Here is a 25810-nt window from a genome sequence, read left to right as displayed (position 1 = left end):
GTGGCTTTCCTCCTCGGGTCGACCTGGCTGGCGCTGCACGTGTGGGTCGCCGAGCACGGACACGTGCTGGCGGCCGCGGCGCTGTGCGGCGTCGCGCCCGCGCGGGCCCTGCTGCGCCGTCCCACCGCGGCCTGATCCCCCCGCCGGAACGGTCACGGCTGCCACACTCCGGACCGTGAACCGCCGCCGCGCACCCGTGTGGCACTGGCACGTGCACCGCTTCCGGTGGGTCGCCGACGACGCGTTCAGCGGGTCGGGGCTGTACGCCTGCCGCTGCGGCGTGGTGCGCCCGGGACTCTGACCGCCCGGCGGGACCGGGAGAGCAGCAGCAGCCCGGCCAGGGAGAGCATCCCGGCCGCCCAGCCGGTGACGACGAACACGTCACCCCGGTGCAGCCCGTGCTCCGCCGTGACCCGGACCAGCACCGGCCCCTCGTTGTAGTAGCGGCCGGTCACCAGCAGCGCGGCGAACGCCGTGAGCATCGCCGCGGTCACCAGGGCGAACAGCCAGCGGAAGGCCACCTCGGCGGTCAGCCGCCCTGGCGCCGCAGCACCTGCCCCACGGTCTTCAGGACGATCTTCATGTCGAGCCACGGCGACCAGTTCTCGATGTAGTAGTTGTCGAACCGGGCGCGGTCCTCGATGGAGGTGTCCCCCCGCAGGCCGTGCGCCTGCGCCCACCCGGTCAGCCCCGCCGGCACCCGGTGACGGGCGGTGTACCGCGGGATGTGCGCGGAGAACTGGTTCACGAAGTGCGGCCGTTCGGGGCGCGGGCCGACCAGGCTCATGTCCCCGCGGACGATGTTCCACAGCTGCGGCAGCTCGTCCAGCGACGTCGCGCGGAGGAACCTGCCCACGGGCCCCAGCCGGTCGTCGTGCTTGATGTTCCAGGTCGTCTGCGACTCGGTCTCGTCCACCGGCTTGAGCGAGCGGAACTTGAGGACCTGGAACGGACGGCCGTCCAGCCCGACCCGCTCCTGCCGGAAGATGATCCCGGGCCCACCTTCGACCCGGACGGCGACCGCGCAGGCGGCCAGCACCGGGGTGAGCAGCAACAGCGTCAGCAGGGACACGGCGACGTCCACCAGCCGCTTCACCCGCCACCAGGGGCTGCGGTAGACCGCCCGCCGCCGCCGGACCAACGGGATGCCCCAGATCTCGTCGGTGTAGCGGTTGACGTCGTGCAACTCGAACAACCGGGGGACGACGAAGACGTCGACGTCGAGCCGGTCGCAGGTGCGCAGGATGTCGACGAGCTCGTCCTCGTCCACCCCGCCGTAGGCGACGATCACGTCTCGGACGACCTCCTCGCGGATGACCCGACCGAGCTGGTCGTAACCGCCGAGCAGTGGCGCGGGGAGCAGGACCCGCGCGTCCTCGGGCACGTCCGTGTCGAGGAAGCCGATCGGGTCGAGGCCGTAGTTGCGCCGTTCGAGCAGCGTCACCGCCACCCGGAGGCCGACCGGACCGGCCCCGACGACGACGGTGCGGTGCCGGACGAACCCGCGGCACCGGGCGGTGTGCACGACGCGATAGGCGACCAGGCGCACGACGAGGACCGCCACGAGCAGCGCGGCCACGTGCACCACCTGGCGGCCCGCGGTGTCGACGTTCGGGAGGACCTCCGCCATGGCGACCTTGAACGCCCACGCCACGGCGACCGCGGCCAGGACGTACGGCAGGTCGTCGAGCAGCGACAGGGTGAGCCGGGAACGGTAGAGGCCTGCGCGCCAGAAGACGAGCAGGAGGAAGACCAATGCGAGCCCCTGCGCCACCAGGGAGCCCGGCTGCGTGAGCACGGTGGCCACCGCGAAGGCGACGACGTCGGCGAGGACGAGGTAGGGCGCGACTCCCATCCGCAGCCACCAGGTCCCCCGGCCGGCGGTCACGGTCGTCCGGGCACGGGCGACCTTCGTGGCTCCCCCCGCCCGGACGGCCCCCGTGCGGCCGCGTCCCGGCAGTCGCGTCCTCGTCCCGGACGCAGCGTCGCCCCCCGTGGCGTCGACCATGACCCTCCCCGTTGCCGCGCCGACTGCCCGGCGCGGTCAGCGGATCGTGGCATCTCCCACGACCATTCGCCATTCCGGGCTCATTCCGGCGATTGACCTCGAATGGTGATCTCCGAATACATCACCCGGCGGACCGGAATGGTCACGCAGCGCTGTCGGCGACGCTCAGTACGCGCCGGAACCACGGAGGACGGCACCCACCGTCTTCCAGAGGATCATGAAGTCGAACGCCAGCGACCAGTTCTCCACGTACCGGACGTCGAGCCGCACGGCGTCGTCCCAGGAGAGATCGGAGCGGCCGCTGACCTGCCACAGGCCGGTGATCCCGGGCTTCACGAGCAGCCGGCGGCGCATGTCGAAGCCGTACTGCTCGACCTCGCGGGTCACGTGCGGGCGCGGGCCGACCAGGCTCATGCTGCCGCCGAGGACGTTGAGCAGCTGGGGCAGCTCGTCGAGCGAGTAGCGGCGCATGACCGCGCCGACCCGGGTCACGCGCGGGTCGCGGCGCATCTTGAACTGGACCGCGTTGCCCTCGTTCTGCTCGTGCAGGTCCAGCTCGACCTTGTCCGCGTCGACGACCATGCTGCGGAACTTGAGGACCTGGAACGGCTGGCCGTCGCGGCCGATCCGCTCGTGCCGGAAGAAGACCGGGCCCCGACTGGTGGCCTTGACCAGGACCGCCAGGGTCAGCAGGAGCGGCAGCAGCAGGAGGACCCCGATGCCGGCCGCCGTGCGGTCGACGACGTCCTTGGCGATGCGGCGGACGCCGGTGAACTCCGGGCGCTCGACGTGCATGAGCGGGAGGCCGGCGACCGGGCGCACGTGCACGCGCGGGCCGGCGACCTCGGTGACCGCGGGGGCGAGCAGGAGCTCTGCCTCGGTGTCCTCGAGGTCCCAGCCGAGCTTGCGCAGGTGCGCGCCGTCGAGCTCGGGCGAGGGCAGCACGGCCACGGTGTCCACCTCGTAGCGGCGGACGACGTCGACGACCTCGTCGAGGCTGCCGAGCACCGGCAGGCCGTCGAAGACGTCGCGGTCGCCGGCCGACAGCGGCAGGCAGCAGCCGATGACGCGGTAGCCGTGCCGGGCCTCGCGCTCCATCTGGGCGTTCAGTGCCGCGACGCCGTTCCGGTGGCCGACGAGGACCGTCGTCTGCACGTGCCGGCCCTGCGCACGCTGGGCGTGCAGCCGGAGGCGGAGGGACACCCGGCCGGCGAGGGTCAGCAGGGCCGCCAGCGGCAGGGCGACGACGACGAAGCTGCGCGCGACCTCGAGCTTGAACGCCCAGGAGACGGTGCCGACCGTGGCCAGCAGGAGTGCGGCGGCGGAGAAGACCCGTCGGAACTCCTCGGGGCCGACCCAGAGGAACCGCTGCTCGTAGGTGCGGGCCACGAGCATGGCGCCGAGCCACACCAGTGGCAGGGCGACGACGAGCGAGGTGCTGGCCACCGGCCCCATGAGCGGGCCGTCCTCGGGCACCAGCGACCCGACGACGCCGGCCAGCAGGGCGGCGACGGCGTCGAGGAGGACGAGGCGGCGGACGTAGGACTGGCGCCACGCGCGCCGCGCGGCGGTCCCCTCGCCACGCAGTCGGGGAGCGAGCCACAACCACCGGCGACCGACCGGCTGCAGTTCGTGACGAAGCGGTCCGTCACCGACACCGAGCAGAGTCAAGGCACCAACCCCCGTGTCACGCCGGCGCAGGAGCGCCCGGCGCGGTGGATCCCCCCGTGGATGCCAGGAACGTCGTCGTTCGACCGGCAGGAGAACCGTAACGGCATCGTCTCCCCGAGGGAAGCCGCAGGACCTCAATTGTGTGACACGCAACTGGTTGAACGCGTGATCGCCGTGATTCCCGCGATGGCGGGCCGGTCGACGGGGCAGGGTGACGGAGACATCACCGAGTGGGTCGGTGGGCGCCGAGCCGGAACGGCCCCGTCGACTAACCTCTCCTCACGGCCGCGGGGGGCGACACCCGGTGCAGCCGCCGACCGCGACCGGCGTCGCGCCGAGCAGCGGGAGGTGGTCCGACGTGGGCGGACCGGGCTTCGAGCGCATCAGCGTCGTCATCGCCAACCACGACTACGGCCGGTTCGTCGGCCAGGCGATCGAGAGCGCGCTGGCCCTCGACTGGGACGACGTCGAGGTGATCGTCGTCGACGACGGCTCCACCGACGACTCCCGCGAGGTGATCGCCCGCTACGAGGACCGGGTCACCGCGATCTACCAGGAGAACGCGACGCAGCGCGTGGCCCGCAACCGCGGCTACGAGCACGTCACCGGCGACGTCGTCATCCACCTCGACTCCGACGACGTGCTCTTCCCCGGCATCGGCCGGGCACTGGCCCGGGTCTGGCGTCCCGGCATCAGCAAGGTGCAGTTCTCGATGCTGCGCATCGGCGAGGACGGCGCCTCCCTCGGCACGGTGTTCCCCCGCTTCCCCGCCGAGCCCTCCCCTGGCGAGATCCGTCGGTGGGCCGAGCAGACCACCGCGTACCCCACACCGCCAGGATCGGGAAACGCCTACGCGCGGGCCTACCTCGACCGGCTGTTCCCCCTGGACGACAGCTGCGGCCCGGCCACGGACTCGGCACTGCTCGCCGCCGCCCCGTTCCTGGGCGACGTCGTCACCGTGGCCGAGCCTCTCGTCGGGTACCGGGTCCACGGCGCGAACACCAGCGACCTGCTGCGGGACCCCGGGAAGTTCCCCCGTGCGGTCGAGCGGGCCCGCCAGCGGTACGAGTACTCGTGCCGGGTCCGCGGCGTGCCCGCCGACCCCGCGTGCGCCCCGCTGCGCCGCAGCCGCCAGCTGCTCGAGCTGCGGGTCGCCTCGGCGCGGCTCCGCCCGCAGGACCGCCCGCTGCCCGGGGAGACGCGACGCCGCCTCCTCTGGGACGCCGTGCGCTCCCCCGTCCACCCGGGCCCCGAACCGCCCCTCCAGCGCGTGCAGGTGCTGCTCTGGTGCCTCGCCACGCTCGTCACCCCCGTCGGGATGGCGCACGGCCTCGTCCGCATGCGCTACCGCCGTGACCAGGGGCGCGCACGGGCCATCGCGCAGCGCCTCACCGGCCGCGCTCAGGCGTAGACCGGCAGTAGGCAGCTCGCCGCCGCGGTGTGTGAGGCTGGGGCCGTGAGCGAGCGCGGCCGATGACCGGCCCCACCCGGTGGCTGCTGATGGCCGGCCACGTCCCGCCGACCCTGCGCGGCGGCGGCATCGTCCGCTACACGGTCGAGCTGGCGCGCGCCCTCGCCCGCCGCGACGACGTCGAGCTCCACCTGCTCGGTTCATCCGCCGCGGCCGGACCGCTGGCCGAGCTCGCGGGTGGGCCCGACCGGGTCCTGACACACCCGGCGGTGCCCGACCTCCTGCTGCCGGTGTGGGAGCGCTATGCGCTGGGACGGCGGTTGGGATCCCGCTTTGACGTGGTCCAGGGCGCCAAGCACCTCCTCCCCAGCGGCGCGCGGGCACGGACGGCGCTCACCGTCCACGACCTGCTGCTGTTCGACCGTCCCGACGACTTCCCGCTGCCCAAGCGGACGCTGCTCGGCCGCCCCTACGCGGCGTCGTTGCGACAGGCCGACACGCTGGTCTGCGTCAGCGCAGCCACCCGGGACCGGCTGCTGCGGTGGGATCCCCGGCTCAGGCCCCATGTGGCGGTTGCTCCGCTGACGACCAGCCCCCAACTGTTGGCCAGCACGCCGGCCCCCGTCGAGGCGCTGGCGGGGCGGCCGTTCGCGCTGGTCGTCGGCGACGCCTCCAAGCGCAAGAACGTCGCCGTCGTCGTCTCGGCCTGGGCCGAGGTGGTGCGCAAGCGCCCCGACGCCGTCCTCGCGCTGGTCGGCCCGCCGGCCTGGGGCACCGAGGCCTACGGACCCGACCACGCGCGGCTGGTGGCGGAGGGCTCGGTCGTCCAGCTGACCGGCGTGGACGACGGCACCTTGCGCTGGTGCTACGAGCACTGTGCGGTGGTCCTGGCCCCGAGCCTGGCCGAGGGTTTCGGCCTGCCCGCCGTCGAGGCGCTGGACCTGGGTGCGCCGCTGGTGACCTCGCTCGACCCCGCCCTGGTCGAGGTGAGCGGGGACGACGCCGAGCACCTGCCCGCCGAGGACGTGCACGGGTGGGCCGGGGCGGCGCTGCGCCACCTGGACCGCCCGCGGCCGCAGGCGCCGGCGCGCCCGCGGCGCACCTGGGACGACGTGGCGGAGGAGACCGTGGCCGCAGTGCTGGGCGGCCGGGTCAGCGGGAGCTGAGGACCTTCTCCACGACGTCGGCCATGGCCCGGCGGAAGTGCGCCCGGGAGAACGACTCGGCGTGCCGGCGGATGCCGACGGGGTCGTAGGCGGCGCCGTCGAAGGACGCCAGGGCACGCGCCCAGACGTCGACCTCGTCCTCGACGGAGGCGACCGGCACCAGCTCGCCGGTGCGCCCCGGGACGACGGAGTCCCGCGCTCCTCCGGCGTCGATGGCCAGCACGGGCGCGCCGCAGGCCTGCGCCTCGACCGGGACGATCCCGAAGTCCTCGACGCCGGGCATCAGCAGGGCGCGGCAGCGGCGGAACAGGTCGCGCAGCCCGTCGTCGTCGACGCGGCCGACGAAGGTCGTGTCCGGGCCGGCCAGTGCCTCGACCTCTGCCCGCGCACGGCCGTCGCCGGCGACGACCAGCCGGACACCGGCCTCACGAGCCGCACGGACGGCGAGGTCGGGCCGCTTGTACGGGACCAGCCGCCCGGCGAGGAGGAAGAAGTCCTCGCGCGGGACGTCCGGGTCGGGGCGGTAGTACTCGGTGTCCACTGGCGGGTGCACGACGACCGAGTCGCGGCCCCACCAGTCGCGGATCCGGTCGGAGACCGCACGCGAGTTGGCGACCAGCGTGTGCACGCGGGCGGCCGCGCGCAGGTCGACCGGGCGGTAGGCGGCGGAGAAGGCGGCCAAGCCTGCGGCGCCCACCCGGCCACCGGCCTCGTTGGCCCGCATGGCCGGGTCCCACACCCACCGGGCGGGGCTGTGCACGTAGGCGACCACCGGCGCCGTCGTGGCCCGGACGACCTGGGTGGCGAAAGCGTGGTGGGAGGCGATGACGACGTCGGACGGCGGGACCGGGAGCCGGCCCATCGCGACGGGGAGCGCAGGCAGCAGGTGGGCGTAGGTGGTGCCGCGGAGCAGCCGGCTGAGGCGGGTGCTGCGGACCCGCGGCGCGATGTCCGCCGACAGGACCCCGGGACGGGCGATCGGGGCGAGGATCGGCGCGGCCGGCCACTCGTGGGCCAGCTGCTCGACGACCATCTCCGAGCCGGCGTACTCGGTGAACCGCTCGTGCACGAGGGTCACGCGCGGGCGGCTGTCTCCTGGGGTGTCCGGCACCCGCACATGATGACGGTCGACGGCGGGGGTCGCTCACCTGCGGTTACCCTTCCGGGGCCCCAGTCAGGGGTTCCCTCGCCTGACCAACACGACGGAGGACGAGTGCCCGGGCCGACAAGCTCTGATCGGCGGGTCGCCGTGGTGCTGGCATCCGCCGGGCGCCCGGAGCTCCTGGGCGAGGTCGTCGCCGACCTGCAGCGCCAGACCGTGGAGGACTTCACCCTGGTCGTGTCCGTGCCCGACCAGGCCAGCCTCCCGCCGCAGCCGCTGCCCGCCGGCACCCTCGTCGTGCACGACCGGGGGCTCGCTGCCCAGCGCAACGCCGGCCTGGCGGCCGTCCCCGACGCCACGCACGTCTTCTGCTTCGACGACGACGCCGTGGTGCGCGAGGACTTCCTCGAACAGGGCGTCGCCTTCTTCGACGCCCACCCCGAGGTCGTCGCCTTAACCGGGCGGGTGCTGCTGGACGGCGCCACGGGGGACGCCATCACCCGTGAGGCCGCCGACGCGGCGCTGGAGGCGTCCCGGGACGAGCCGCTGACCGGCGAGTGGGAGCGGAGGCGGGAGCTCTACGGCTGCAACTTCGGCTTCCGGCCCGACGCCGTCGCCGGCGAGCAGTTCGACGCCCGGCTGCCGCTCTACTCCTGGCTCGAGGACCACGACTTCGCCCGGCGCTGCATGCGCCACGGCACCGTGGCCCGCGTGCACGACTGCGTGATCGTGCACCGCGGCGTGAAGTCCGGCGGCCGGACGGCGCACGGGCGGCTCGGCTACTCCCAGGTGATGAACCCCGCGTACCTGCACCACAAGGGCAGCTTCCCGCTGTGGCTGACCGTCTACGAGACGCTTCCCCGGGTCGGGAAGAACGCCGTCCGTGCCGTCCGCGGCCCCGAGGCGGACTGGCGACGGGAACGGCTGCGGGGCAACCTGCTCGCCTTCCGCGACGTCCTCCGTCGCCGCTTCACCCCCGAACGGATCCTGGAAATCAGCTGATCGCTCGTGACTACCCCCTTCGAGGCATGAGGGGCGCGTGGCTCACAGGTATCGTTCGCAGCGCTGATCCGCAGACCACGGGGGCGGTCCTGGCCACGGGCAATGACAGGCATGGGTGAGACCCGGCCGCAGGAGGGGACCGCCAAGCGCGGCGATTCCCTGCGTGTGGCGACCGCGTCGCGGGCTCTTCCTCTCATCGCTGGATACGGGCTCAATCTCCTGGCGACTCCCATCACCGCGTCGAGCCTGGGGCTGGTTCAGTTCGGCCTGTGGGCCCTCACCGGCGCTTTCGCCCAGTACGGGTCCTTGCTGGACCTGGGAGTCTCGAGATCCGTCACCCGGTTCACCGCCCTGCACCTCGCACAAGGAGACCAGAGGGCGGCCGACAAGGTGGTCTCGACGGCCGGGACCCTGGTCCTGGGGATGGCCGTCCCGCTGACCCTCATCGGTCTGCTCGCCGCGGCGCCTCTCGCTGAGCTCGTCGAATTCCGCGACGTCGGCACCGTGCGAGCCGTCATCAGCGCCAGCCTGCTGATCCTGGTGACCGGCCAGTTGTGCACCGTACTGACCGGAGCCGCCTTCGGCCGTGAGATCCAAGCCCTGCCCAACACCGTCATCACCGTCTGCGGCGTGCTGGGTACGTGCATCAGCACCACGGCGGCTGTCCTCACCGAGGACGTCGTCGTCTACGCGTGGTCGGCCGCGGTGTGGAACACCGTCACACTGGTGGCCATTGCGCTGACCGTGCACGTCCGCGTGGCCCGTCTCCGAGTCACTCGCCCCAGCCGCCGGACCCTCAGGGAGTTGGCCTCCTTCGGCGTCAAGGGACAGAGCCTGCTGCTGGCCGAGTTGATCGTCTTCCAGGCGAGCAAGGTCCTGTTGGGAGCCGTCAGCGGGACTGCTGCGGCTGGTGCCTATGAGTTGGGCAGTCGTCTGGCCCTAGGGTTCCGGACACTCGGCGCCTTGTTCACCGGTGCGCTCACGGCCCCACTTACCCGGTCTTTCTCAGAGCGGGGGATCAGGGGAACGAAGGCGGAGGCCGACAGGCTGACCACGCGTGTGGCTGCGCTGGCCATCGTGCCGCCGCTCCTCGGCGCTGCACTGGCCCTGCCCTTCTTGAACTTGTGGCTTGGCGACCACGCAGACCTGACGCTCGCCACGATGGCCGCCCTCTGTGTCGGCTTCGCTGCCAACATGCTGACCGGCATCCAGCAGGTGGTTGCCGAGGCGATCGGCCGACCGGGACTGAGCGCACGTTCTGCTGGCCTCACCGCAGTGCTGAGTGTCGTCTTCGGTGTCGCGCTCCTCCTCACCGTGGGTCCGATCGGACTCGTACTCGGCACCGGTGCTGCGCTGGTGATCGGTTCTGTGTACAACACCGCCCTCGTCCAGCCGGCCGTGGGTTCCACCCAGCAGCACTACTACCGGCTTGTCGCCGGCCCTTGTCTCCTCGGCGTACTGGCCGCCGGCGCTGCGCTCCTCTCGACCCTGTGGTTGACGCAAGACGATCGACTCGAGGCGGCGGTTGCAGTCGCAGTCGGGACGACGGTGTTCCTCCTCGTGTACCTGCCAGCGGCAGCTCTTCGGGGATACCTACCCCGGCAGTGGTTTAGGCGGTGGTCCAGGTGACCATCCCCTGCCTCCCCGGCACCCCTGCCGACCTGCGCAGCACCCAGTGCTCGACAGCGCTCAACCCACCGCGTACGTACCGGCCGACGGCGATGGGATCGGTGTTATGACTACTTCCAGCGAGGTCAGCTCGCCGACCTTCGATGCAGCGGTGCTCGGCGCCGGGATCAGCGGTCTGGTGTCCGCCTCCGTGCTCCTCAGCCAGGGAGCGGAGGACGTCGTGGTCCTCGACGAGTACGACCACGTCGGCGGCAACCACATTGACCGCTCGATCGGCGACTACACCTTCGACATCGGGAGCCTGATCTTCCAGGACGATTCTCCGCTGCTCGCCCACTTCCCGGAGATCCTCCCGCGCTACGTCCCCATCGAGCCGAGCTGGGCCCGGCTGAACCCCCAGGGGCTGGTGACGCACTATCCCTTCTCCATCAGTGACGACGTCCTCGCGGCTGGACCCGTCGAGTGCCTGCGGATGGGGGCGTCGGCCGTGGCCGGCCGGCTCGGCAAGCGCCGCCAGCGGAACGTCCGGGACTTCACCGAGCACCTCCTCGGTGCCCGGTTCGTCGAGCGCTCCGGATTGGGCTACTACATGGAGCGCCTGTGCGGCCTCCCGCCGGAGGAGATCGACCTCGAGTTTGCCCACAACAGGCTGGCCTGGTTGGCCGAGCAGGCCAGTCCGGTCAACCTCGTCCGTCGGGTGGTGCGGTCGCGCACGGGCTCACCGGAACCGCCGAGCCACAACCGGCAGCTGGCCCGCCCACGTCAGGGGTACGGGTACCTCTATGAGCCGGCGGTCCGGGGTCTCGAGGACCGTGGCGTGAGCTTTCGGCTCGGCGTCGCCCTGCGGGCGGTCCGCCGGGTCGGGGACGTGTTCGAGGTCGAGACGGAGGACGGCGTCCTGCGCACCCGGCGGCTGGTGTCGACGATCCCCGTGGAGCGGGCTCTGGCTCTCTGCGGCTTGCGGACACCTGGCCGAGCGACTCTGCCGACCGTGACCCTCGTCAGCCTCTTCTTCAGCTTCCAGGGGGACCGCGGCTTCGGGCCGTCGATCCTCTACAACTTCTCCCGCGAGGGCGCCTGGAAGCGGGTGACCGTCTACTCGGACTTCTACGGCACGGCAGACGGCCGTGAGTTCTTCACCGCAGAGGTCATCGGCGAGCGGGTGGACGGCTCGGTCGAGCGTGCCGAACGGGACTTTCTCGACCATACGCGAGCCAACGGCCTGGTGACGGGCGACCTCAGGCTCGAGGGCGGGAACGTGCTGGAGAACGCCTACCCCATCTACACCCATGGCAGTGGCGAGCGTGCCCGGGAAGGCGTCCGTGCGTTGCGCGCCTTCGGCCTCGAATCCCTCGGGCGGCAGGGGGCCTTCCAGTACCAGCCGACGGCGCGGGCCTCGACGCTCGAGGCCGAGGCCGCACTGCGACGTCCATCCGGGACATGACGCCCATCTTCGAGGACCGACGGGGGTTCGAACGACCGTGAGGATCATGCACGTCCTCAAGCACGCCGTCCGGGGCAATGGGCACGTCCACGTCGCCGTCGACCTCGCGTGCGCCCAGGCCGACGCTGGGCATGACGTGACCTTCGCCAGCGCGCGGGGCTCATATGACGACCTGCTCCGCAAACACGGCGTGCGGGTTGTGGACGTACCGGAGGCCACGAGCGGCCCGGCGGCGGTCCGGAGTGGATGGGCGCTGCTGCACCTCGCCCGCCGTACGCGCCCGGAGGTCATCCACGCGCACATGATGTCCTCCGCCGTGCTGGCCTTCCCCGTCGCCAAGCTGACGCGAGCTGTCCTCGTTACGACGGTGCATAACTCATTCGACGCACACTCGAAGCTCATGCGGCTCGGGAAGATCGTCGTCGCGGTCAGCGAGGCGGAACAGACGAAGTTGATCGAACTCGGCTTTCCGCCCCGCAAGGTGACCTGTGTGCTCAATGGATCGGTCGCTTCCCCTCGCGAGGCCCTCACCGACGAGGACGCCGTATCCGCGGTCGCGCAGCCCTGTGTGATGACCCTCTCGGGCCTGCATCCTCGCAAAGCGGTAGGAGACGCAATCCTCGCGTTCGCCGATGCCCTGCCATTTGCGCCCGACTGGCATCTCAACATCGTCGGCTGGGGGCCGGACCGAGACCGGCTCGAGACGCTCGTGAGATCACGTGGCCTCCAGAGCTCCGTGCACTTCGTGGGATCGACGCTCACCCCCTGGCTGCTGCTCGAGCAGGCGGCGATCTTCGTGTCCGCGTCAGTCGACGAGCCATTCGGCCTCAGCGTGGCGGAGGCCCGTGCGGCGGGATGCGCAGTGGTCGCCACGGCGGTCGGCGGCGTTCCTGAGGTACTCGATCATGGACGTGCGGGTCAGTTGGTGCCCTCCTCCGATCCCCGGAGCATGGCTGCCGTCTTGCAGGAGCTCATGACGGACAAGGAGCAACTCGCGCTGTGGCAGACACGGGCGGCCGATGGCGTTGATCGGTTCACGGTCCGCCGGATGGCGGCCGACTACGAGCGCGTCTACCGTTCGGCACTCTAGCGGACGTCTTGGCGCCTGGAGGATGCCCCGCCCCAGAAGCGCTGCAGTGCGGTTGCGTGCTCAGCGACCACGGCCAATCGGGAGTAGCGGTCGGCCACGGCCCGACGGCGCGCCACATCGCCGGGCTGGTCCTGGCGGCAGGCAGCGACCACGAGACCGTCCGCCAGAGCCTGAGGGTCCTCCGGGGCGACGAGGTGTCCCAGCGTCGGATCGGTGATGACGTCGGCGGGCCCGAACTCGCAGTCCGTGGAGAGCAATGGCAGGCCGACACGGAGGGCCTCGACCAGGGCGACGCCGAAGCCCTCCCAGCGTGACGCGAGCACGAAGCAGTCCGCGTCGGCGAGGTAGCGCACCGGGTCCGTGGTGTACCCGGCGAAGGTGACGACGTCATGCACCCCGAGCTCGTGCGCCCGGATCTTCAGCATGGCCTCGTCAGGTCCTGCACCGACCAGTGTCACGTGGAAAGCCGGCATCCGAGGCCGTGCAAGAGCGATGGCGCGGAGCAGGACGTCTTGTCCCTTCTGGTAGGAGAGACGGGCCACGCTCACGAAACGAAAGACACCATCAGCGCTCTCTGTCCGCTCAGGCGCGTCGAAGTCCCGGACCGGGTTGGGCACGTAGGTCACGGGGAGCCCCGGGGTCAGCGACTCGGCGGTGTACCGCTCCAGGGAGGGGGACACCACCAGCACCCCAGCGATGCGCCGCGCAACGAGCCGCCGGAACAGTGCGAACGCGAGGCGGGTGGCGCGCGAACCGCGCTGCTCCTCGATCCGCGGGTTCCCGTGCAGGTGGGTCAGGAAGACGGGCAGTCGCAGTCCCCGAGTTGCGAGCCAGGTGAGGACGGTGGGCTCGACCTGGGGGCACACGAGGACGTCGAAGTCGTTGGCGGCGACGCAGGACCGTATGGCGGCGGCCAGGCGCCGCAGCCGCTGCACACCGAGGACGTGCTTGGTGTAGGTCGTCTCACGCAGCAGGTCCTCGTCGTAGCGGCTTGCGAAGACCACGTGGACGTCGAACGTGTCGGCGAACCGCTCGGCCAGTCCTGTGGCGATCTCGTGGACGACCCGCTCGACGCCGGCGAAGTGGCGTGACGGTGGGACGAAGTAGGCGACCTTCACCCGGCCCCCCGCTGTGCTCACGACGGAAACCTAACCGCTGGGGAGGATCTGCCGAGCAGGCCCCGACAGTCCGGCGTGGGAGGCAGCGACCTCGGACGTGGTCACGGACGCTCGCGTACGCGTCGCCTCGAGCCGCAAGGCGGCATGGGCGAGCACTCCCAGGGAGAGCCAGAGGACACCGCTGCTGTCGGCCAGGTCCGGCCCGGAGACCGCCTTGCAGACGAGGAGCGCGATCAGGGCCCACGCAGCCGGGCGGACTCCACGGTCTGGCCAGCTGCGCCGCACGAGTGCGACCACGGCAGAGACGAACAGGAGGGTGCCGGCGACGCCCACGGTGCTCAGCAACGTGGCTATGAAGGACGAGCCCCGGTTGGCGCCGAGTCCTGCGCCCAGCCCCCACGTGTCGAGCAGGACGCGATACGACTCGCCGTCCGCATTCGAACGATCCGTGTACGACGAGGACGCGACCTTGTCCGCGAGTTGCTGGCCGACGTTGTTGGCGAGCGCAGGGAGCACCCAGACGCCCGCCAATGCGCAAGCACACAGGACCCCGACGGACACCCGGCTGAGCCGGCTGGCACGGAGCACGAAGGTAGCCGTGGCGACGACCGCAGCCACTGCTACCAGCGCGATCCCGGCCACGAGAAACGTCGTGGACGTGGAGACCGCCCCCAGGAAAACCGCGATGGTTGCCACGACGAGCAGCCTGAGGCGGTGCAGCCCCGCCACCCGCCGCACGCGGGAGGAGCAGTAAGCGATCGTCACGAGACAGGAGGTGGCCAGCCCTGCAGGCTCGGAGAAGATCCCCCGTACCCGGAGCTCACCGCCGGGCAAGGTCTGGATGAACGCGAAGCCCGGTGAATTGTCGAAGAACCCCTCGGGAAAGGGCAGACCGACTGACGTGTGCAGATAACTCCAGAACGAGAGCAGTGTGGCCAGGCAGGTGGCTGTCCCCACGATCTGCGGCCCGGTCCAGCGGGACCGCGCCAGGTAGGCAACGACGCCGACACTCAGCACCAAGTACACGATCTGAGCGATGTTCGACTTGGTCACCACTCCTGCGGCCAGGTACTCGTCGAGGCCGGACGGACCCTCCACCTCCAGTCCGCTGAACACCAGCGGTGCGACCAGCGTCGTCAACACGCCGACGACCAGGAGGAGGACGAGGGACCGGCTGCCCGGTACCGGCATCCGACCACCGCCACCTCGTCCGACGCTCTGCAGTAAGCGCAGGCCCACCCCGACCAGTGCACCGATCGCGACTGCGTAGAAGGTCGGGACCGCGACGGCCCCGACGACGACAGCGGCGCCCACCGGAGTCGCACCACCGAGAGCCAGCGCACGTCCGTACCCGCGCCGGTTGACGACGCCGTACACGACCACGGCGACCGTGACGATGGTGAGACTCGTCATCCTGTCTCCTCCCGGCTCCTCACGTACGTCGCCAGCGCAACTCGAGGAGCCGGCGGACGAGGTGCTTCGGCGCCACGATGACGGCAAGACACCACACCGCCACGGCGATGCGACGCGGCAGACGCTCCGGTCCCGGTTGCAGCGGAGACCGCAAGGTGTCGGCCAGCGCCCGGAGGGGACTGTCGTTCGGCAGTGGCCGCGTAGCGGGGGTCAGGCGAAGAGCCGCCACGCGGAACTGCAGCAGCTCACGGCTCCGGTACAACGGCCGTTCATCAATCTCCGCGTCAGGGATCCCCCGTGATCGCTGGGCGAACCGCCAGCGCGCTCGTGCGCGTTCCACCTCTCTGGCGAAACGGGAGTCCTCAGCGAGCAGATTGCTGTCGTTCGCCCCGTGCTGGCGATATCCCACCAGGACGTCGGGGACGGTGATGACGTCCCCGTGGAAGGGAGCTGCGGCGAGACATCCCGAGTCCGCGAAGGCGCCGATGCTCGCCTCGAGCGGGAATATCCGTTCGAGGAACCACCGTGCATAGGCGTTGCCCGACCCGGGCGGAGTGGGATAGGCGGAGGTCAACCCCGCCCAACGGCGGATGTCCGCTGGGCTCGGAAGCCGTGCCCACTCGGGGAAGGGACGCCCGAAGGCGAGCCCCTCGGAATCGATGCGCTGCATCCGGAACTGCGCCTTGCTGACTGACGGGGCCCAGACCTCGGCGAGTCGTTCGGGAAGCTCGGGCTGCAGGACGTCGTCTGCGTCGAGGAACACGATGACGTCACCGGTCGAGGCGGCGAACCCCCGGTTGGCGGCCACCCGTTGACCGCCATTGGGGCCGATGAGCAAGGTCACCTGATCTGCGTACCGCTGTAGTACTTCGACTGACGCGTCGGTGGAGCCGTCGTCCACCACGATGACCTCTAAGTCGTCCCAACGCAGGGCGAGGGCGCTGTCGACTGCCCTCCCGACATAGTCCGCATAGTTGTAGTTGGTGACGACCACGCTCAGCCGCTGCACGCTTCCCCCGCCCGGGTCAGTCGCCGGTCTGGCATCCGCTCCCTACCCGTTCAGTGGCTGTGGGTGACCGCGCGGGTCCGGCCCGAGGCGTCCTGCCCCGCTGCGCAGCCTAAGCCGGAACCGCGGTCGGGGCGTCAGAATGCCGGTGGCCAGAGCCTGGGGCACCCCGAAGGGGTGGGCACGTCAGCGTCGAAGACGACTCGTCACCTGATCAAGGGCATGATCGATGCCAGCCCGCCCGATGTGGCAGGTGCCGGGACCGACCGCCCGACGGGGGACAACGATGTTGAGAAGGGTGCGACGGCTCGGGCGGCGCATGCGCCGCCCCGGGTCGTCGCAGCTGCATCGGTGCCTCGTCGTCGCCGACGTGGACCTCGACACCGGCACGGCCATCCCTCGCCCGCCCCTCACTCCTCACGCAGCACCACCCGAGGGCGTCCACGCCCTCGTCTGGCTCCACGGCGTCCCCATGGCGGAACTGACCTTGGCCGGCGCCCCGCATCGCCTCCTGCTGGACCTCCCCGATCTGGCTCGCGAGTCGGCCACGGTGGCCATCGCAAACCACCTCGCACAGCACGACGTCGTTCCTGCCCCGCGCCCGCTCCACGAACGCTCCCCGTGTACAGCAGAGGACGGTTGGCGGCGTGCAGCGGCTGACGGAGGCCCCCTGACGGTCGCCGTCTGCACACGTGATCGGCCGGATGATCTCCACCGGTGCCTGACCGCGCTGGAACGGATGACCATCCTCCCCGCCGAGGTCGTCGTCATCGACAACGCCTCGACGACGGACCTGACGCGGGACGTCGTCGAACGCCATCCCGGGATCCGGTACGTCCGAGAGCCGCGGCAGGGGATCGGGTGGGCTCGTAACAGGGCGCTCCTCGAGGCGGCCAGCCCTCTGGTCGCCTTCGTCGACGATGACGGCATCGTCGACGAGCGGTGGGCAGAGGCATTACTCATGGCCTTTCACGCGCATCCGGATGCCGGGGCCGTCACCGGCCTCGTGTCTCCCCTCGAGCTGTCGACCCCGGCACAGGTCCAGTTCGAGGCGGCGGGGGGGTTCGGCCGCGGCTATCGTCAGCGGCGCCTACAGGCGGATTCGACCGAACCGCGAGCAGCCGCGAGGGCCGTCTACCACATCGGCGCCATGGGCACGGGGGCCAACATGGCGTTCCGACGGGAACGGATCGTCGCCGTCGGCGGGTTCGACCCCGCCCTCGGTGCCGGCACCCCGACTGCAGGCGGAGACGACCTCGAGGCGCTGTGCCGACTGGTGACCGCCGGGGACCGCATCGTCTACGAACCCGCTGCTGTGGTGCGCCATCGACATCGCCGGACCATGTCCGAGCTCAAGACACAGCGACGTGGAGACGGTACGGGTAGTGCCAGCCTGCTGCTCGGCGCAGGACGCAAGCTCGGTTCGGCACACCATCGGCAGTGGACGAGGATCGCGGTGCAGTGGTTCGTCAAGAACACGACCCTGACCTTGGCAGGGAGCCTGATCCACCCCGGCTCACGACCCATGTCCCTCACCGTGGCCACGGCACGCGGCTGGTTGGCGGCAGTCGCGTGCGGCTACTACGGGAAGGCCGTGGACCAAGCCGGACGAGAAGCACAGGCACATCCCGATGAACCGGTCCTGGTGGCCACCTGAGCGACGCCAGGTCAGCGGTGGGGGTACACGATCGGCGGAGTCGTCGGCGCCTCCGGATGGGCCACCGCCTGCTTCTCGGACTGAGCACGCGCTCGCCGATAGAGGCCACCGGTCACTGCGCGGCCGGCTCCACGAGCCTCCGCCCGTGAGAGAGCCGGCGGCCACAGGTCCGGGTAGAGGTAGCTGCGCACGAGGTTGCGCCCGTGGTGCTCCAAGCCCCAACGCAACGCTTGCCGCTGTAGTGCGATTCGATGACGGCGGCCGTATCGGCGCCCGGCTCCCAGCCAGAAGCTGTAGATGCCGGCCCCGTCGCCGGCCCGCTGCCGGGCCAGTCCCTCCATCGTCGTCCGGTGCCGGTGGAGCACGACGGCGGACGGCTCATAGACGAGACCATGTCCCGTGGCCACGACGCGGAAGAACATCTCCATGTCGTCTCCCCCCGCTGTCGGGGTCCCGACGCCCAGGGCGGGATCGAAGCCACCGAGGGCCAGAACCGGGTCGCGCAACACCGCCATGTCCGCGCCGGTCCCCGCGTCCCCCAAAAGCCTGGCCTGCCGACCGGGCGGCTCCCCCGGGATCGCTCGGAAGACACGGCGCCGGTAGCCGCGCCCGAAACCGCGGGCCTCGAACAACACCTGTGCCGGCGTGGCCAGTTCCAGCGGGAACACCAGGCCGGTGACGACCACTGCATCGGGGACCTTGGCGAAGGCGCGGAGGAGTCCCTCCACCCACCTCGGGTGCACCACTGCGTCGTCGTCGGTGAAGGCGACGATGGTCGTACGGGCCTCCAGCAGCGCCCGGTTACGAGCCCAGTCGAGGCCAGCACGCGGCTCCCGCACGTAACGCACGAACGGGAACTCCTCAGCGACCTGCCGAGTGGCTTGCCCCCTGGAGGCGTTATCGACGACGAGCACCTCCGCGACGGGTGTGATCAGCGCAGCGATCGCGGTGAGGCAGCGCCTCAGGTCCTCGGGGCGGTCCCGCGTGCACACGGCCACCGTGACGTCCGGTCCGTCGAAGACAGCGGTCGAACGGTCAACTGCAGAAGTCGTCTGGAGCCGGCTCCCCTCCAAGGCAGCGAGCTCCGGCAGCCTCGCGAGGACCGCTTCAGGATCACCCGGGACGGTGAGCTCTGCGACGGGAAGCCCACCGCTCCAGACGAGGGCATGTACGCCCTCCGGCGGGGAGAGATAGGGAGTGGACTGCAGGTGGGGCAGGACCTGCCCCGAGTCGAGATCGACGCTGACGACCTTCAGGGAGCGGTAGTACCGCCCGCTCGGTCCTGTGCGCATGCGTGGGTTGGTGGGTGCGGGCACCCACCGGCGGAGCAGCCGGCGTACGCCGGTCGGCCTGCCCTCCGGGTCAGGCGGGGACAGCCGCACCCGAGGCCTCGGGCCGGCCGAACCGACCGCCGCCCAGGTCCTGGTCGCGTACGTGGTCGATCGCCACGCTCACCGAGGTCACCTGGACACCGGCCAGCAACTCGAGGGCGAGCGTGAAGTCCGCCTGCTTCGTGACCCCGGACTCGACCACGACAAGTGCATTCCCGGCCAGCTTGGCCGCCACCGCCGACTCCGACCGCTCGATCAGCGGCGGGCAGGCCAGCACGACGTAGTCGAACGGCTCCTTCAGTGCGTCGAGCAGCTTCCGCATCGCGGGAGTGCTCATGCGCTGCGCGGAGGAGGCGTCCACCCGTCCGGCCGGAACCTCGAACACCTTCTCCCCCGGGACCAGGGTCACCACGTCGTCGACCTTGGCCGAACCGCCCAGGACGTCCGCCACACCGGGGGCCGGCGGTCCCGCATCGACGCGACGCTCGGATCGGTCGCGTCGCCCGTCGTCAGCGCGCAGGTCGACGTCGACGACCACCACGTTCGACCCGATCTCGGCGAACGCCATGGCGAGTTGACGAGCGACCCCCTGAGCATCAGAGGCACTGGTCACCCCGGCCACCGCGATTGTCTCGCGCACATCGGAGCCAAAGAGCAGGTTGGCGCGCAGCTGGCGGAAGGACTCCAGTCGCGCGTCGGTCCGAGCCACGTGCCGGGACCGCTTCTTCGGGGCAGGCATGGACGTGAGGGTCACCAGCCCAGAAGCGGGCGGCAGGTCGCTCGTCGAGCGAATACGCGTCGAGAGCGCATCGGCCACCACAACCGCGGCGATCCCCAGGACCAACCCGACGGCGATGCCGATGAGCAGGTTGTTGCGTGGGCGCGGTGCATCCGGAGTCGACGGCGTCTCGGCGGACTGCACGACGGCCAGTCGGACCGGCGAGTTCGGACCGAGTGCATCGAGGAGCGGGGCTTCCGTGGTCAACGCGTTGGCGACGGCATCGGCACGGGCGACGACGAGCTGTGGGTCGCTTCCCGAGGCCCCGATGTCGATGAGCGAGGTCCCCTCCCGAGGAGTGGCGCTCACCGAAGCACGGAGGTCGTCAACATCGGTTCCGTCCCCGAGCCCAGCCGCGGCGCGCTCGAGGACCGTCCTGGTCTCGGCGAGGTCCGCGTACGTGATCGCGCGCTGGGTGGCGAACGACTGCCCGGTCGAGAGGTCCGTCGGGCTCTCGTCACCACTCACGGAGACGTAGATCGTCGCCTGAGCCGTGTAGAGGGGAGTCGTCACGAGCGTGAACGCCAGACCGGCCAGCGCACCAAGCACGGTGAGGGCCGCGATCACCCACCAGCCGCGTCGCAGGACCCGCAGGTAGTCCTGCAGCGTCACGCCACCACGTCCTGCGGGAGAGGGGGCTCTGTGGGGATCCGCGCCCCGTACACGGTCACAGTGCCCAGCATTCTTCGGAGACGCTAACAGAGCATCACCCCGTGGTGTGGGGTGACGGGATCAGGTCCAGACCCGCACCCAGTCGACGTAGGTGTCCGACACGCCGCCGGTCGGGGCGAGGTCGACCGGCCACCCACCGCCGAGGGCCAGGTCCAGGAGGAAGAAGAACGGCTCGGTGGTACGGGTCAGCGAGTCCGCGGAGGCCACGACCTGGCCGTCGATGGTGAAGGTCGCGCCGTCTGGGGTGATGCGTGCTGCGTAGGTGTGCCAGGCAATCGCCCAGTCGGTGAAGCCGTTCGGACTGGTGCAGGACGGGGCGCCGGTCCCCGGCTCCCCGGCCTCTTCGCTTCCCCAGTCGTGCACCGTGTGGCAGCTGCCGAGGGTGTCGTGCCCGTACAGCTCGACCGTGTCCACCTCCGTGGAGGTGCCGCTGGGCCGCGCGGCGCTCTCCGCGTCGAGCATCCAGAAGGCCGGCCACGTGCCCGCACCGGGCGCGCCCAGGATGCGCGCCTCGAAGTAGCCGTACTGGGCGACGAACCCCGCGCCGTCGACGTCGGTCGAGGCGAGCAGGCCGGCGACGTTGTCGGTGCCGTCGCGGTCCCCGGCTCCCTCCGCGGGCTGGGTGCGGATGCGCAGGTACTGGTCGTCGAGGGTCGTGAGGGTGCCGTCGTCGGAGGCCGGGTCGGCGAAGGGGGCGTCGCCGAACTGGCCGCTGCTGGAGGCGTCGGGCTTGGCCGCGGCGTAGTCGGCGCCGGCACCGGTCGCGCTCACCGACAGCGGCCGGTCGAACTCCTCGGCCCACTGCAGGGTCATGCCCGCCGGGGCGGTGCTGTCCGGGGTGAGGTCCCGGCCGGCTCGGTTGTAGAGCTGCACGTACAGCGGCAGGGAGAGGTCCTCGTCGGTCGCAGCCGCGTCGAGCACGGGGTCCATCCGCACCGTTACGGGTCCCCGGGGCGCCGAGGAGAGGTCCAGGGAGAGTGCGGCGAGACCGTCCTCGTCCGCCGTCGCGCTGGCCACCACGTCGACCGCGTTGGTCCCGGTGCCGGAGACACCGGTCCAGACGCGCGCCTCGACGACCGTGTCCGGGTCCGCGGCGACCACGACGTCGGCCCGGCCGTCCACGGCCGAACCGACGGTGGGACAGACCAGGCCCAGCCGTCCGCTCGCGGCCTCCCCGACGGGTTCCGCCTCCGCGTCGCACGGCTCTGCGGCGGGGAGTGGGGTCGCGTACGCGTCCCCGTCCTGCGGCCAGCGCGGCGGGGTCGTGCCGACGTCGTACACCGCCACCTCGCGCAAGCCCACAGGGGCGTTCCCGTCGAGCCGGTCGAGCTCCAGGCGCACGCCGCTGACCATCCGTGGCGCCACGGCGATCGTGGTCGCCTCTCCCCCACCCCGAGCGATCGCCGGCACCCGTACGGCGCTGCCGTCGTCGAAGCGCAGGACGCCGCTGAGCGGATCGCCTGCCGGAGCTGAGGGGCCGAACACCTGCACGCTCGCGATCTCCCGCGGCGAGTTCCACGACAGCGAGACCGAGGGCGCGTCGTCGTCCGCGTCCGCGGTCCACTCCTCCCCCGTGTCCCCGTCAGCCGGCGCCCCGTCCGTCAGCGCCTCCACCGGCCGGTCCGCAGGAGTGGATGCGGTGCCGACCACGGCCCGGTTATCGCCTCGCCGGGGTGGGTCGTCGGCCGACCCGTCCACGGAGAGGCCGGCCAGGGCGACGGAGGTGGCGCCGTCCGGCACGGCGGCCACGGTCATCCGCACACGGGACGCCATGCGTTCGGGGAACGTGACGGAGGCGTCACCGTCGTCGTCGGTCGTGACCAGCAGGGAGGCGCCGCCGTCGAATGTCAGGAGAGCGCTCGTGGGCCCTGTCTCGCCTCGACCCGGCCCGAGGACCTCGACGTGGTCGAGAGCCGTCGGTTCCGCGTACGCCAACTCGACCCACGCCCCGACGGTCTCTGCGTCGGTCCGCCAGGCGACGTCCAGATCCGTGTTGCCCACGAGCCCGGAAGGGTCCGAGCCCGACGACGCGGTCACGCTGGGCTCGTCGGAGCCCTGGATGCCCACGAACACCACGGTCACGGTGACGACGACCAGCGCGACGACCGACAGGACGAGGAGCTGCTTCCTCGACGGCACGACACCTCACCGGGGGCTGCGACCCGGTGCACGGGTCTGTCCAGGAGCGGCGGGGTCGTCCGGACAGGCGACGACGTCCCCCTGGGACGCTACCCGGCACGTCACCCGTGAATCGCGAGGCCGCTGACGGTCTCAGGGAGGATGCACGCCGTGGCCGCAGTTCCCCGGGATGGGCACCCTCCTCGCGTCACCGTCATCTGCATCTTCTTCAACGAGGAGCAGTTCATCGACGAGGCACTCGCGAGCGTCATGGCGCAGAGCTATGACGACTTCGAGCTCCTGCTGTGCGACGACGGCTCGACCGATGACAGCACTGCACGTGCGCTCGAGTGGCAGGCACGGCACCCCGGACGCATCCGGTACCTCGAGCACCCGGGACACGTCAACCAAGGGATGAGTGCGACCCGCAACCTCGGGATCTCCGCGGCCCGCGGCGAGCTGATCGCCTTCATCGACGCTGACGACGTCTGGCGGCCCGAGAAGCTGGCCGAGCAGGTGGCGATCCTGGACGCCCACCCGGAGCTGGGCCTGGTCTGTGGCACGGTGCGCTACTGGTCGTCCTGGGCCGGCGGGGTCGACGAGGTCATCCCCACGGGACACATGCTCGACCGCGTCGTCCCACCGCCGGACGCGGTGGTGCACCTCTACCCCCTGGGGCCTGCCGGTGGCGCCGGCATGGACCTGCTGGTCCGTCGGGACGTCGTCGACTCCGTGGGCGGGTTCGAATCCGACTTCACCGGCATGTACGAGGACCAGGCGTTCCTCCTGAAGGTCTTCCTGACCTGGCCGGTGTGGTTCTCCAGCCGCCTCTGGCTCGACTACCGTCAGCACGCAGGCAGCGAGGTCGCGACAGTGACGCGTGCCGGCGGTTACCACCGGTCCCGCCGGTACTTCCTCGACTGGTTCGAGTCCCACCTCGACTCGCGCTCCGAACCTGTTCCGCGCTCTGTCCGACGGGTGTTGGACCGGGCCCTGCGCCCCTACCGGCACCCGGTCCTGCACGCCGTGTCCAGGTTCCCGCGACGGGCAGTGGGGCGTGCCCTGCGGCTGCCTCCGCTGCGTCCCTTCCGATGGGCACTGCTGCGCGTCAGCGGACAGCGCTAGTCGAGTCTCCGCACCTGGAAGGGCAGACCGAGGACCACGACCCGGTCACGCCGTACCGACTCCTCCCCATGCAGGGTGAAGGTGAGCGCTGACCGTTCGTAGTGGACGTCCTCGTGGGCCGTTCCCAGCCACACGGCGACGGTGTAGTCGCCGTGCGCCAGTACGGGCGGGACCTCGAGCATGACCTCGTGTCGCCCGACCGGGAACTCGTGGGGCCGGAAGTGGCTGAGGGTCTCGTCGAGCACTCCGACGCCGCGCTCGTTGACGAGCGCCACCGCGAAGTCGAGTCCCAGCCGCTCCTCCAGGATCTCGAAGCACACGACGATCCTGAACGGCTCGTCCCGGACGAGGGGACGACCTGAGCCGTCGAGGGGTTCGACACGGACCTCGAGGATGCGGCCCGCCTCCGATCCGCCCTCAGGGGCGTTCGACGCCCCGCCGGCGAAGCCCGAGGTCAGATAGTCCCTGACGACAGGCGCGGTCGGTCCCTCCTTGCGGATCTGTCCGGCCTCAAGCCAGATCGCCCGGGTACACAGCCGGGACAGGGCCGCCAGGTCGTGGCTGACGAACAGGACGGTCCGCCCCTCGGCTTCTGCCGTCGACATCCGCTTCATGCACTTGCGCTGGAACTCCGCGTCCCCCACCGCCAGCACCTCGTCCACGACGAGGACGTCTGGTTCGAGGTGTGCCGCGACGGCGAAGGCGAGTCTCAGGTACATCCCGCTCGAGAAGCGCTTCACGGGGGTGTCGAGAAAGCGCTCAACACCGGCGAAGTCGACGATCTCGTCGAACCGCCTCGCCGTCTCCGCCCGGGTCATGCCCAGGATCGCCGCGTTGAGGAAGACGTTCTCCCGGCCCGTCAGCTCGGGGTGGAAACCCGTGCCCACCTCGAGCAGCGCAGCGACGCGGCCCCGTGTCCTGGCCTCGCCGCTCGTCGGCGTGGTGATGCGCATGAGGATCTTGAGCAGGGTGCTCTTGCCGGCCCCGTTGCGGCCGATGATGCCGACGGCCTCCCCGTCCCCCACGGTCAGGCTGACGTCGCGGAGGGACCAGAGTTCGCGGCGCTCGGCCGGTCGGCGACGCACGGCCGCGACCAGGCTCTCCCGGAGGTTGCGCTGCTCCCCCAGGACGTAGCGCTTGCTGACGTGGTCGACCTGTACACGGTCCACGTCAGATCACGTCCGCGAAGGCGCGGGAGGCCTTCGAGAAGTACCGGACCCCGACGACTGCGAGGAGCGCGGCCACTCCTGTCGACACCGCGAGCACCGCCCCGGGCCAGGGACCGCCGACCAGGACGAAGCGCCCGAACTCGAGGACCCCCACGACCGGGTTGAGCGCGTAGGCGTACCTGGCCACGCCCTCCAGGGACGCGGCCGAGTAGGCGACCGGACTCAGGAACAGCAGGACCTGCAAGCCGGTCGTCACCACCTGGCCGACGTCCCGGAAACGGACGTTGAGCGCCGAGAGCAGGCACGTGGGCCCCAGCGCGGTGAGCAGGAGCAGCACCAACCACGCCGGGAACAGCATCAGCGCCGGCGTGGGTGCAATCCCGAGGACCACGCACGCCACCGCGAGCAGCGCCAGCCCGACCCCCAGGTCGACCAGTGGAGGGACCAGGGACGCCAGGGGGACGACGAGCCGGGGGAAGTACACCTTGGTCACCAGGGACGTGTTGCCGACCAGTGCCCCGCTGCCGCGGCTGATGGCCTGCGAGACGTAGGTCCACCCGAGCAGGCCTGCGAGCGCGAAGGCGACGTAGGGGACGCCTCGTGTGTCGACCCCCGCCAGGTTGTCGAAGACGAACGTGAAGGCGGCGACCGTCACCAACGGTTGCAGCACCACCCAGGCCGCGCCGAGGAGCGCCTGCTTGTAGCGGATGCGCACGTCGCGCAGCGCCAGGAGCGCGATGATCTCGCGCGCACGCCAGAGTTCGCCCCAGTCGACCAGCCGCCCCTGCGCGGCGTTGACGGTCCACGAGGGGCCGGAGTCGGCGGACACGCCGATGGACGCTACCGACCGGACGCCTCTGGCGTCGGCCGATGCAGGAGGTGGACCCTCCGGGGAGTGAG

Annotated in this window: 21 protein-coding genes; 9 read left to right on the top strand and 12 right to left on the bottom strand. The window is 71.1% G+C overall.

Annotated features, from left to right (window positions below):
• Positions 1–135 carry a hypothetical protein gene (locus tag ACI8AK_RS04055; protein ID WP_456955174.1) on the top strand — a complete coding sequence of 45 codons (135 nt, stop codon included), beginning with the start codon at positions 1–3 and terminating at the stop codon, positions 133–135.
• A gap of 110 nt (positions 136–245) precedes the next feature.
• Here ACI8AK_RS04055 and ACI8AK_RS04050 read toward each other — a convergent pair whose 3' ends face one another.
• From ACI8AK_RS04050 to ACI8AK_RS04040, 3 genes are all read right to left on the bottom strand, one after another.
• Positions 246–521, bottom strand: coding sequence for a hypothetical protein (locus tag ACI8AK_RS04050; RefSeq protein ID WP_456955173.1), 276 nt, complete (start codon positions 519–521; stop codon positions 246–248).
• 8 nt (positions 522–529) lie between these two features.
• On the bottom strand, positions 530–1855 hold the full coding sequence (locus tag ACI8AK_RS04045; RefSeq protein ID WP_456955172.1) for a sugar transferase: 1326 nt from the start codon (positions 1853–1855) through the stop codon (positions 530–532).
• A 318-nt stretch (positions 1856–2173) separates the two neighbouring features.
• Positions 2174–3613 carry a sugar transferase gene (locus ACI8AK_RS04040; RefSeq protein WP_456955171.1) on the bottom strand — a complete coding sequence of 480 codons (1440 nt, stop codon included), beginning with the start codon at positions 3611–3613 and terminating at the stop codon, positions 2174–2176.
• 424 nt (positions 3614–4037) lie between these two features.
• On the opposite strand from ACI8AK_RS04040, the gene ACI8AK_RS04035 reads away from it, so the two are divergent.
• Both ACI8AK_RS04035 and ACI8AK_RS04030 read left to right on the top strand, forming a co-directional pair.
• Positions 4038–5090: a glycosyltransferase gene (locus tag ACI8AK_RS04035; protein WP_456955170.1), complete on the top strand. Its 1053-nt coding sequence runs from the start codon at positions 4038–4040 to the stop codon at positions 5088–5090.
• Between the two features lie 62 nt (positions 5091–5152).
• Complete coding sequence (locus ACI8AK_RS04030; RefSeq protein ID WP_456955169.1) at positions 5153–6256, top strand: glycosyltransferase family 4 protein; 1104 nt, start codon at positions 5153–5155, stop codon at positions 6254–6256.
• Here the strand turns inward: ACI8AK_RS04030 and ACI8AK_RS04025 are convergent.
• Positions 6243–7334, bottom strand: a complete 1092-nt coding sequence (locus tag ACI8AK_RS04025; protein WP_456955168.1) for a glycosyltransferase — start codon at positions 7332–7334, stop codon at positions 6243–6245. The two genes, ACI8AK_RS04030 and ACI8AK_RS04025, sit on opposite strands and share 14 nt — an antisense overlap.
• Positions 7335–7505: 171 nt before the next feature.
• Here ACI8AK_RS04025 and ACI8AK_RS04020 point away from each other — a divergent pair, with 171 nt between their 5' ends.
• From ACI8AK_RS04020 to ACI8AK_RS04005, 4 genes are all read left to right on the top strand, one after another.
• Positions 7506–8360 (top strand): glycosyltransferase family 2 protein, encoded by an 855-nt coding sequence (locus tag ACI8AK_RS04020; RefSeq protein WP_456955167.1) that lies wholly within the window; start codon positions 7506–7508, stop codon positions 8358–8360.
• A 111-nt stretch (positions 8361–8471) separates the two neighbouring features.
• A complete protein-coding gene (locus ACI8AK_RS04015) occupies positions 8472–9989 on the top strand; it encodes a lipopolysaccharide biosynthesis protein (RefSeq protein WP_456955166.1) in 1518 nt (505 codons plus the stop codon).
• Between the two features lie 46 nt (positions 9990–10035).
• On the top strand, positions 10036–11433 hold the full coding sequence (locus ACI8AK_RS04010) for an NAD(P)-binding protein (RefSeq protein WP_456955165.1): 1398 nt from the start codon (positions 10036–10038) through the stop codon (positions 11431–11433).
• 46 nt (positions 11434–11479) lie between these two features.
• Entirely contained in the window at positions 11480–12523 is a 1044-nt protein-coding gene (locus tag ACI8AK_RS04005; RefSeq protein WP_456955164.1) for a glycosyltransferase family 4 protein, read from the top strand.
• Here ACI8AK_RS04005 and ACI8AK_RS04000 read toward each other — a convergent pair.
• From ACI8AK_RS04000 to ACI8AK_RS03990, 3 genes are read right to left on the bottom strand one after another with little or no spacing between them, the layout of a single operon-like run.
• Positions 12520–13641 (bottom strand): glycosyltransferase, encoded by a 1122-nt coding sequence (locus ACI8AK_RS04000; RefSeq protein ID WP_456955163.1) that lies wholly within the window; start codon positions 13639–13641, stop codon positions 12520–12522. The two genes, ACI8AK_RS04005 and ACI8AK_RS04000, sit on opposite strands and share 4 nt — an antisense overlap.
• Before the next feature lie 30 nt (positions 13642–13671).
• A complete protein-coding gene (locus ACI8AK_RS03995) occupies positions 13672–15054 on the bottom strand; it encodes a hypothetical protein (protein WP_456955162.1) in 1383 nt (460 codons plus the stop codon).
• 19 nt (positions 15055–15073) lie between these two features.
• Positions 15074–16063, bottom strand: a complete 990-nt coding sequence (locus ACI8AK_RS03990) for a glycosyltransferase family 2 protein (RefSeq protein WP_456955161.1) — start codon at positions 16061–16063, stop codon at positions 15074–15076.
• Positions 16064–16289: 226 nt separating this feature from the next.
• Between ACI8AK_RS03990 and ACI8AK_RS03985 the strand changes: the two genes are divergently transcribed.
• The gene (locus tag ACI8AK_RS03985) at positions 16290–17717 is read left to right on the top strand and encodes a glycosyltransferase family 2 protein (RefSeq protein WP_456955160.1); all 1428 of its coding nucleotides are present in this window, start codon (positions 16290–16292) and stop codon (positions 17715–17717) included.
• 11 nt (positions 17718–17728) lie between these two features.
• Here the strand turns inward: ACI8AK_RS03985 and ACI8AK_RS03980 are convergent, their stop codons facing one another.
• The 3 genes from ACI8AK_RS03980 to ACI8AK_RS03970 form a co-directional block, all read right to left on the bottom strand.
• Positions 17729–19009 carry a glycosyltransferase family 2 protein gene (locus tag ACI8AK_RS03980; RefSeq protein ID WP_456955159.1) on the bottom strand — a complete coding sequence of 427 codons (1281 nt, stop codon included), beginning with the start codon at positions 19007–19009 and terminating at the stop codon, positions 17729–17731.
• Positions 19010–19079: 70 nt separating this feature from the next.
• Positions 19080–20438, bottom strand: coding sequence for a Wzz/FepE/Etk N-terminal domain-containing protein (locus ACI8AK_RS03975; RefSeq protein WP_456955158.1), 1359 nt, complete (start codon positions 20436–20438; stop codon positions 19080–19082).
• Positions 20439–20558: 120 nt separating this feature from the next.
• Positions 20559–22637, bottom strand: coding sequence for a glycoside hydrolase family 16 protein (locus ACI8AK_RS03970; protein WP_456955157.1), 2079 nt, complete (start codon positions 22635–22637; stop codon positions 20559–20561).
• A gap of 141 nt (positions 22638–22778) precedes the next feature.
• On the opposite strand from ACI8AK_RS03970, the gene ACI8AK_RS03965 reads away from it, so the two are divergent.
• Entirely contained in the window at positions 22779–23741 is a 963-nt protein-coding gene (locus ACI8AK_RS03965) for a glycosyltransferase family 2 protein (RefSeq protein ID WP_456955156.1), read from the top strand.
• Here ACI8AK_RS03965 and ACI8AK_RS03960 read toward each other — a convergent pair.
• Both ACI8AK_RS03960 and ACI8AK_RS03955 read right to left on the bottom strand, forming a co-directional pair.
• On the bottom strand, positions 23738–24910 hold the full coding sequence (locus tag ACI8AK_RS03960; protein ID WP_456955155.1) for an ABC transporter ATP-binding protein: 1173 nt from the start codon (positions 24908–24910) through the stop codon (positions 23738–23740). The two genes, ACI8AK_RS03965 and ACI8AK_RS03960, sit on opposite strands and share 4 nt — an antisense overlap.
• Before the next feature lies 1 nt (position 24911).
• The gene (locus ACI8AK_RS03955; RefSeq protein WP_456955154.1) at positions 24912–25739 is read right to left on the bottom strand and encodes an ABC transporter permease; all 828 of its coding nucleotides are present in this window, start codon (positions 25737–25739) and stop codon (positions 24912–24914) included.
• Between the last annotated feature and the right edge of the window lie 71 nt (positions 25740–25810).

The sequence above is a fragment of the Geodermatophilus sp. SYSU D00867 genome (assembly GCF_054050315.1).
Note: the sequence above shows the minus strand (reverse complement) of the source record. Positions and strands in the feature narration are given on the sequence as shown.

Coding starts and splice junctions, on each gene's coding strand:
- ACI8AK_RS03980 (WP_456955159.1), bottom strand. CDS start 19,009: ATGCGCACAGGACCGAGCGGGCGGTACTACCGCTCCCTGAAGGTCGTC.
- ACI8AK_RS03965 (WP_456955156.1), top strand. CDS start 22,779: ATGCACGCCGTGGCCGCAGTTCCCCGGGATGGGCACCCTCCTCGCGTC.
- ACI8AK_RS04005 (WP_456955164.1), top strand. CDS start 11,480: ATGCACGTCCTCAAGCACGCCGTCCGGGGCAATGGGCACGTCCACGTC.
- ACI8AK_RS04030 (WP_456955169.1), top strand. CDS start 5,153: ATGACCGGCCCCACCCGGTGGCTGCTGATGGCCGGCCACGTCCCGCCG.
- ACI8AK_RS03995 (WP_456955162.1), bottom strand. CDS start 15,054: ATGACGAGTCTCACCATCGTCACGGTCGCCGTGGTCGTGTACGGCGTC.
- ACI8AK_RS03985 (WP_456955160.1), top strand. CDS start 16,290: ATGCCAGCCCGCCCGATGTGGCAGGTGCCGGGACCGACCGCCCGACGG.
- ACI8AK_RS04045 (WP_456955172.1), bottom strand. CDS start 1,855: ATGGGAGTCGCGCCCTACCTCGTCCTCGCCGACGTCGTCGCCTTCGCG.
- ACI8AK_RS04015 (WP_456955166.1), top strand. CDS start 8,472: ATGGGTGAGACCCGGCCGCAGGAGGGGACCGCCAAGCGCGGCGATTCC.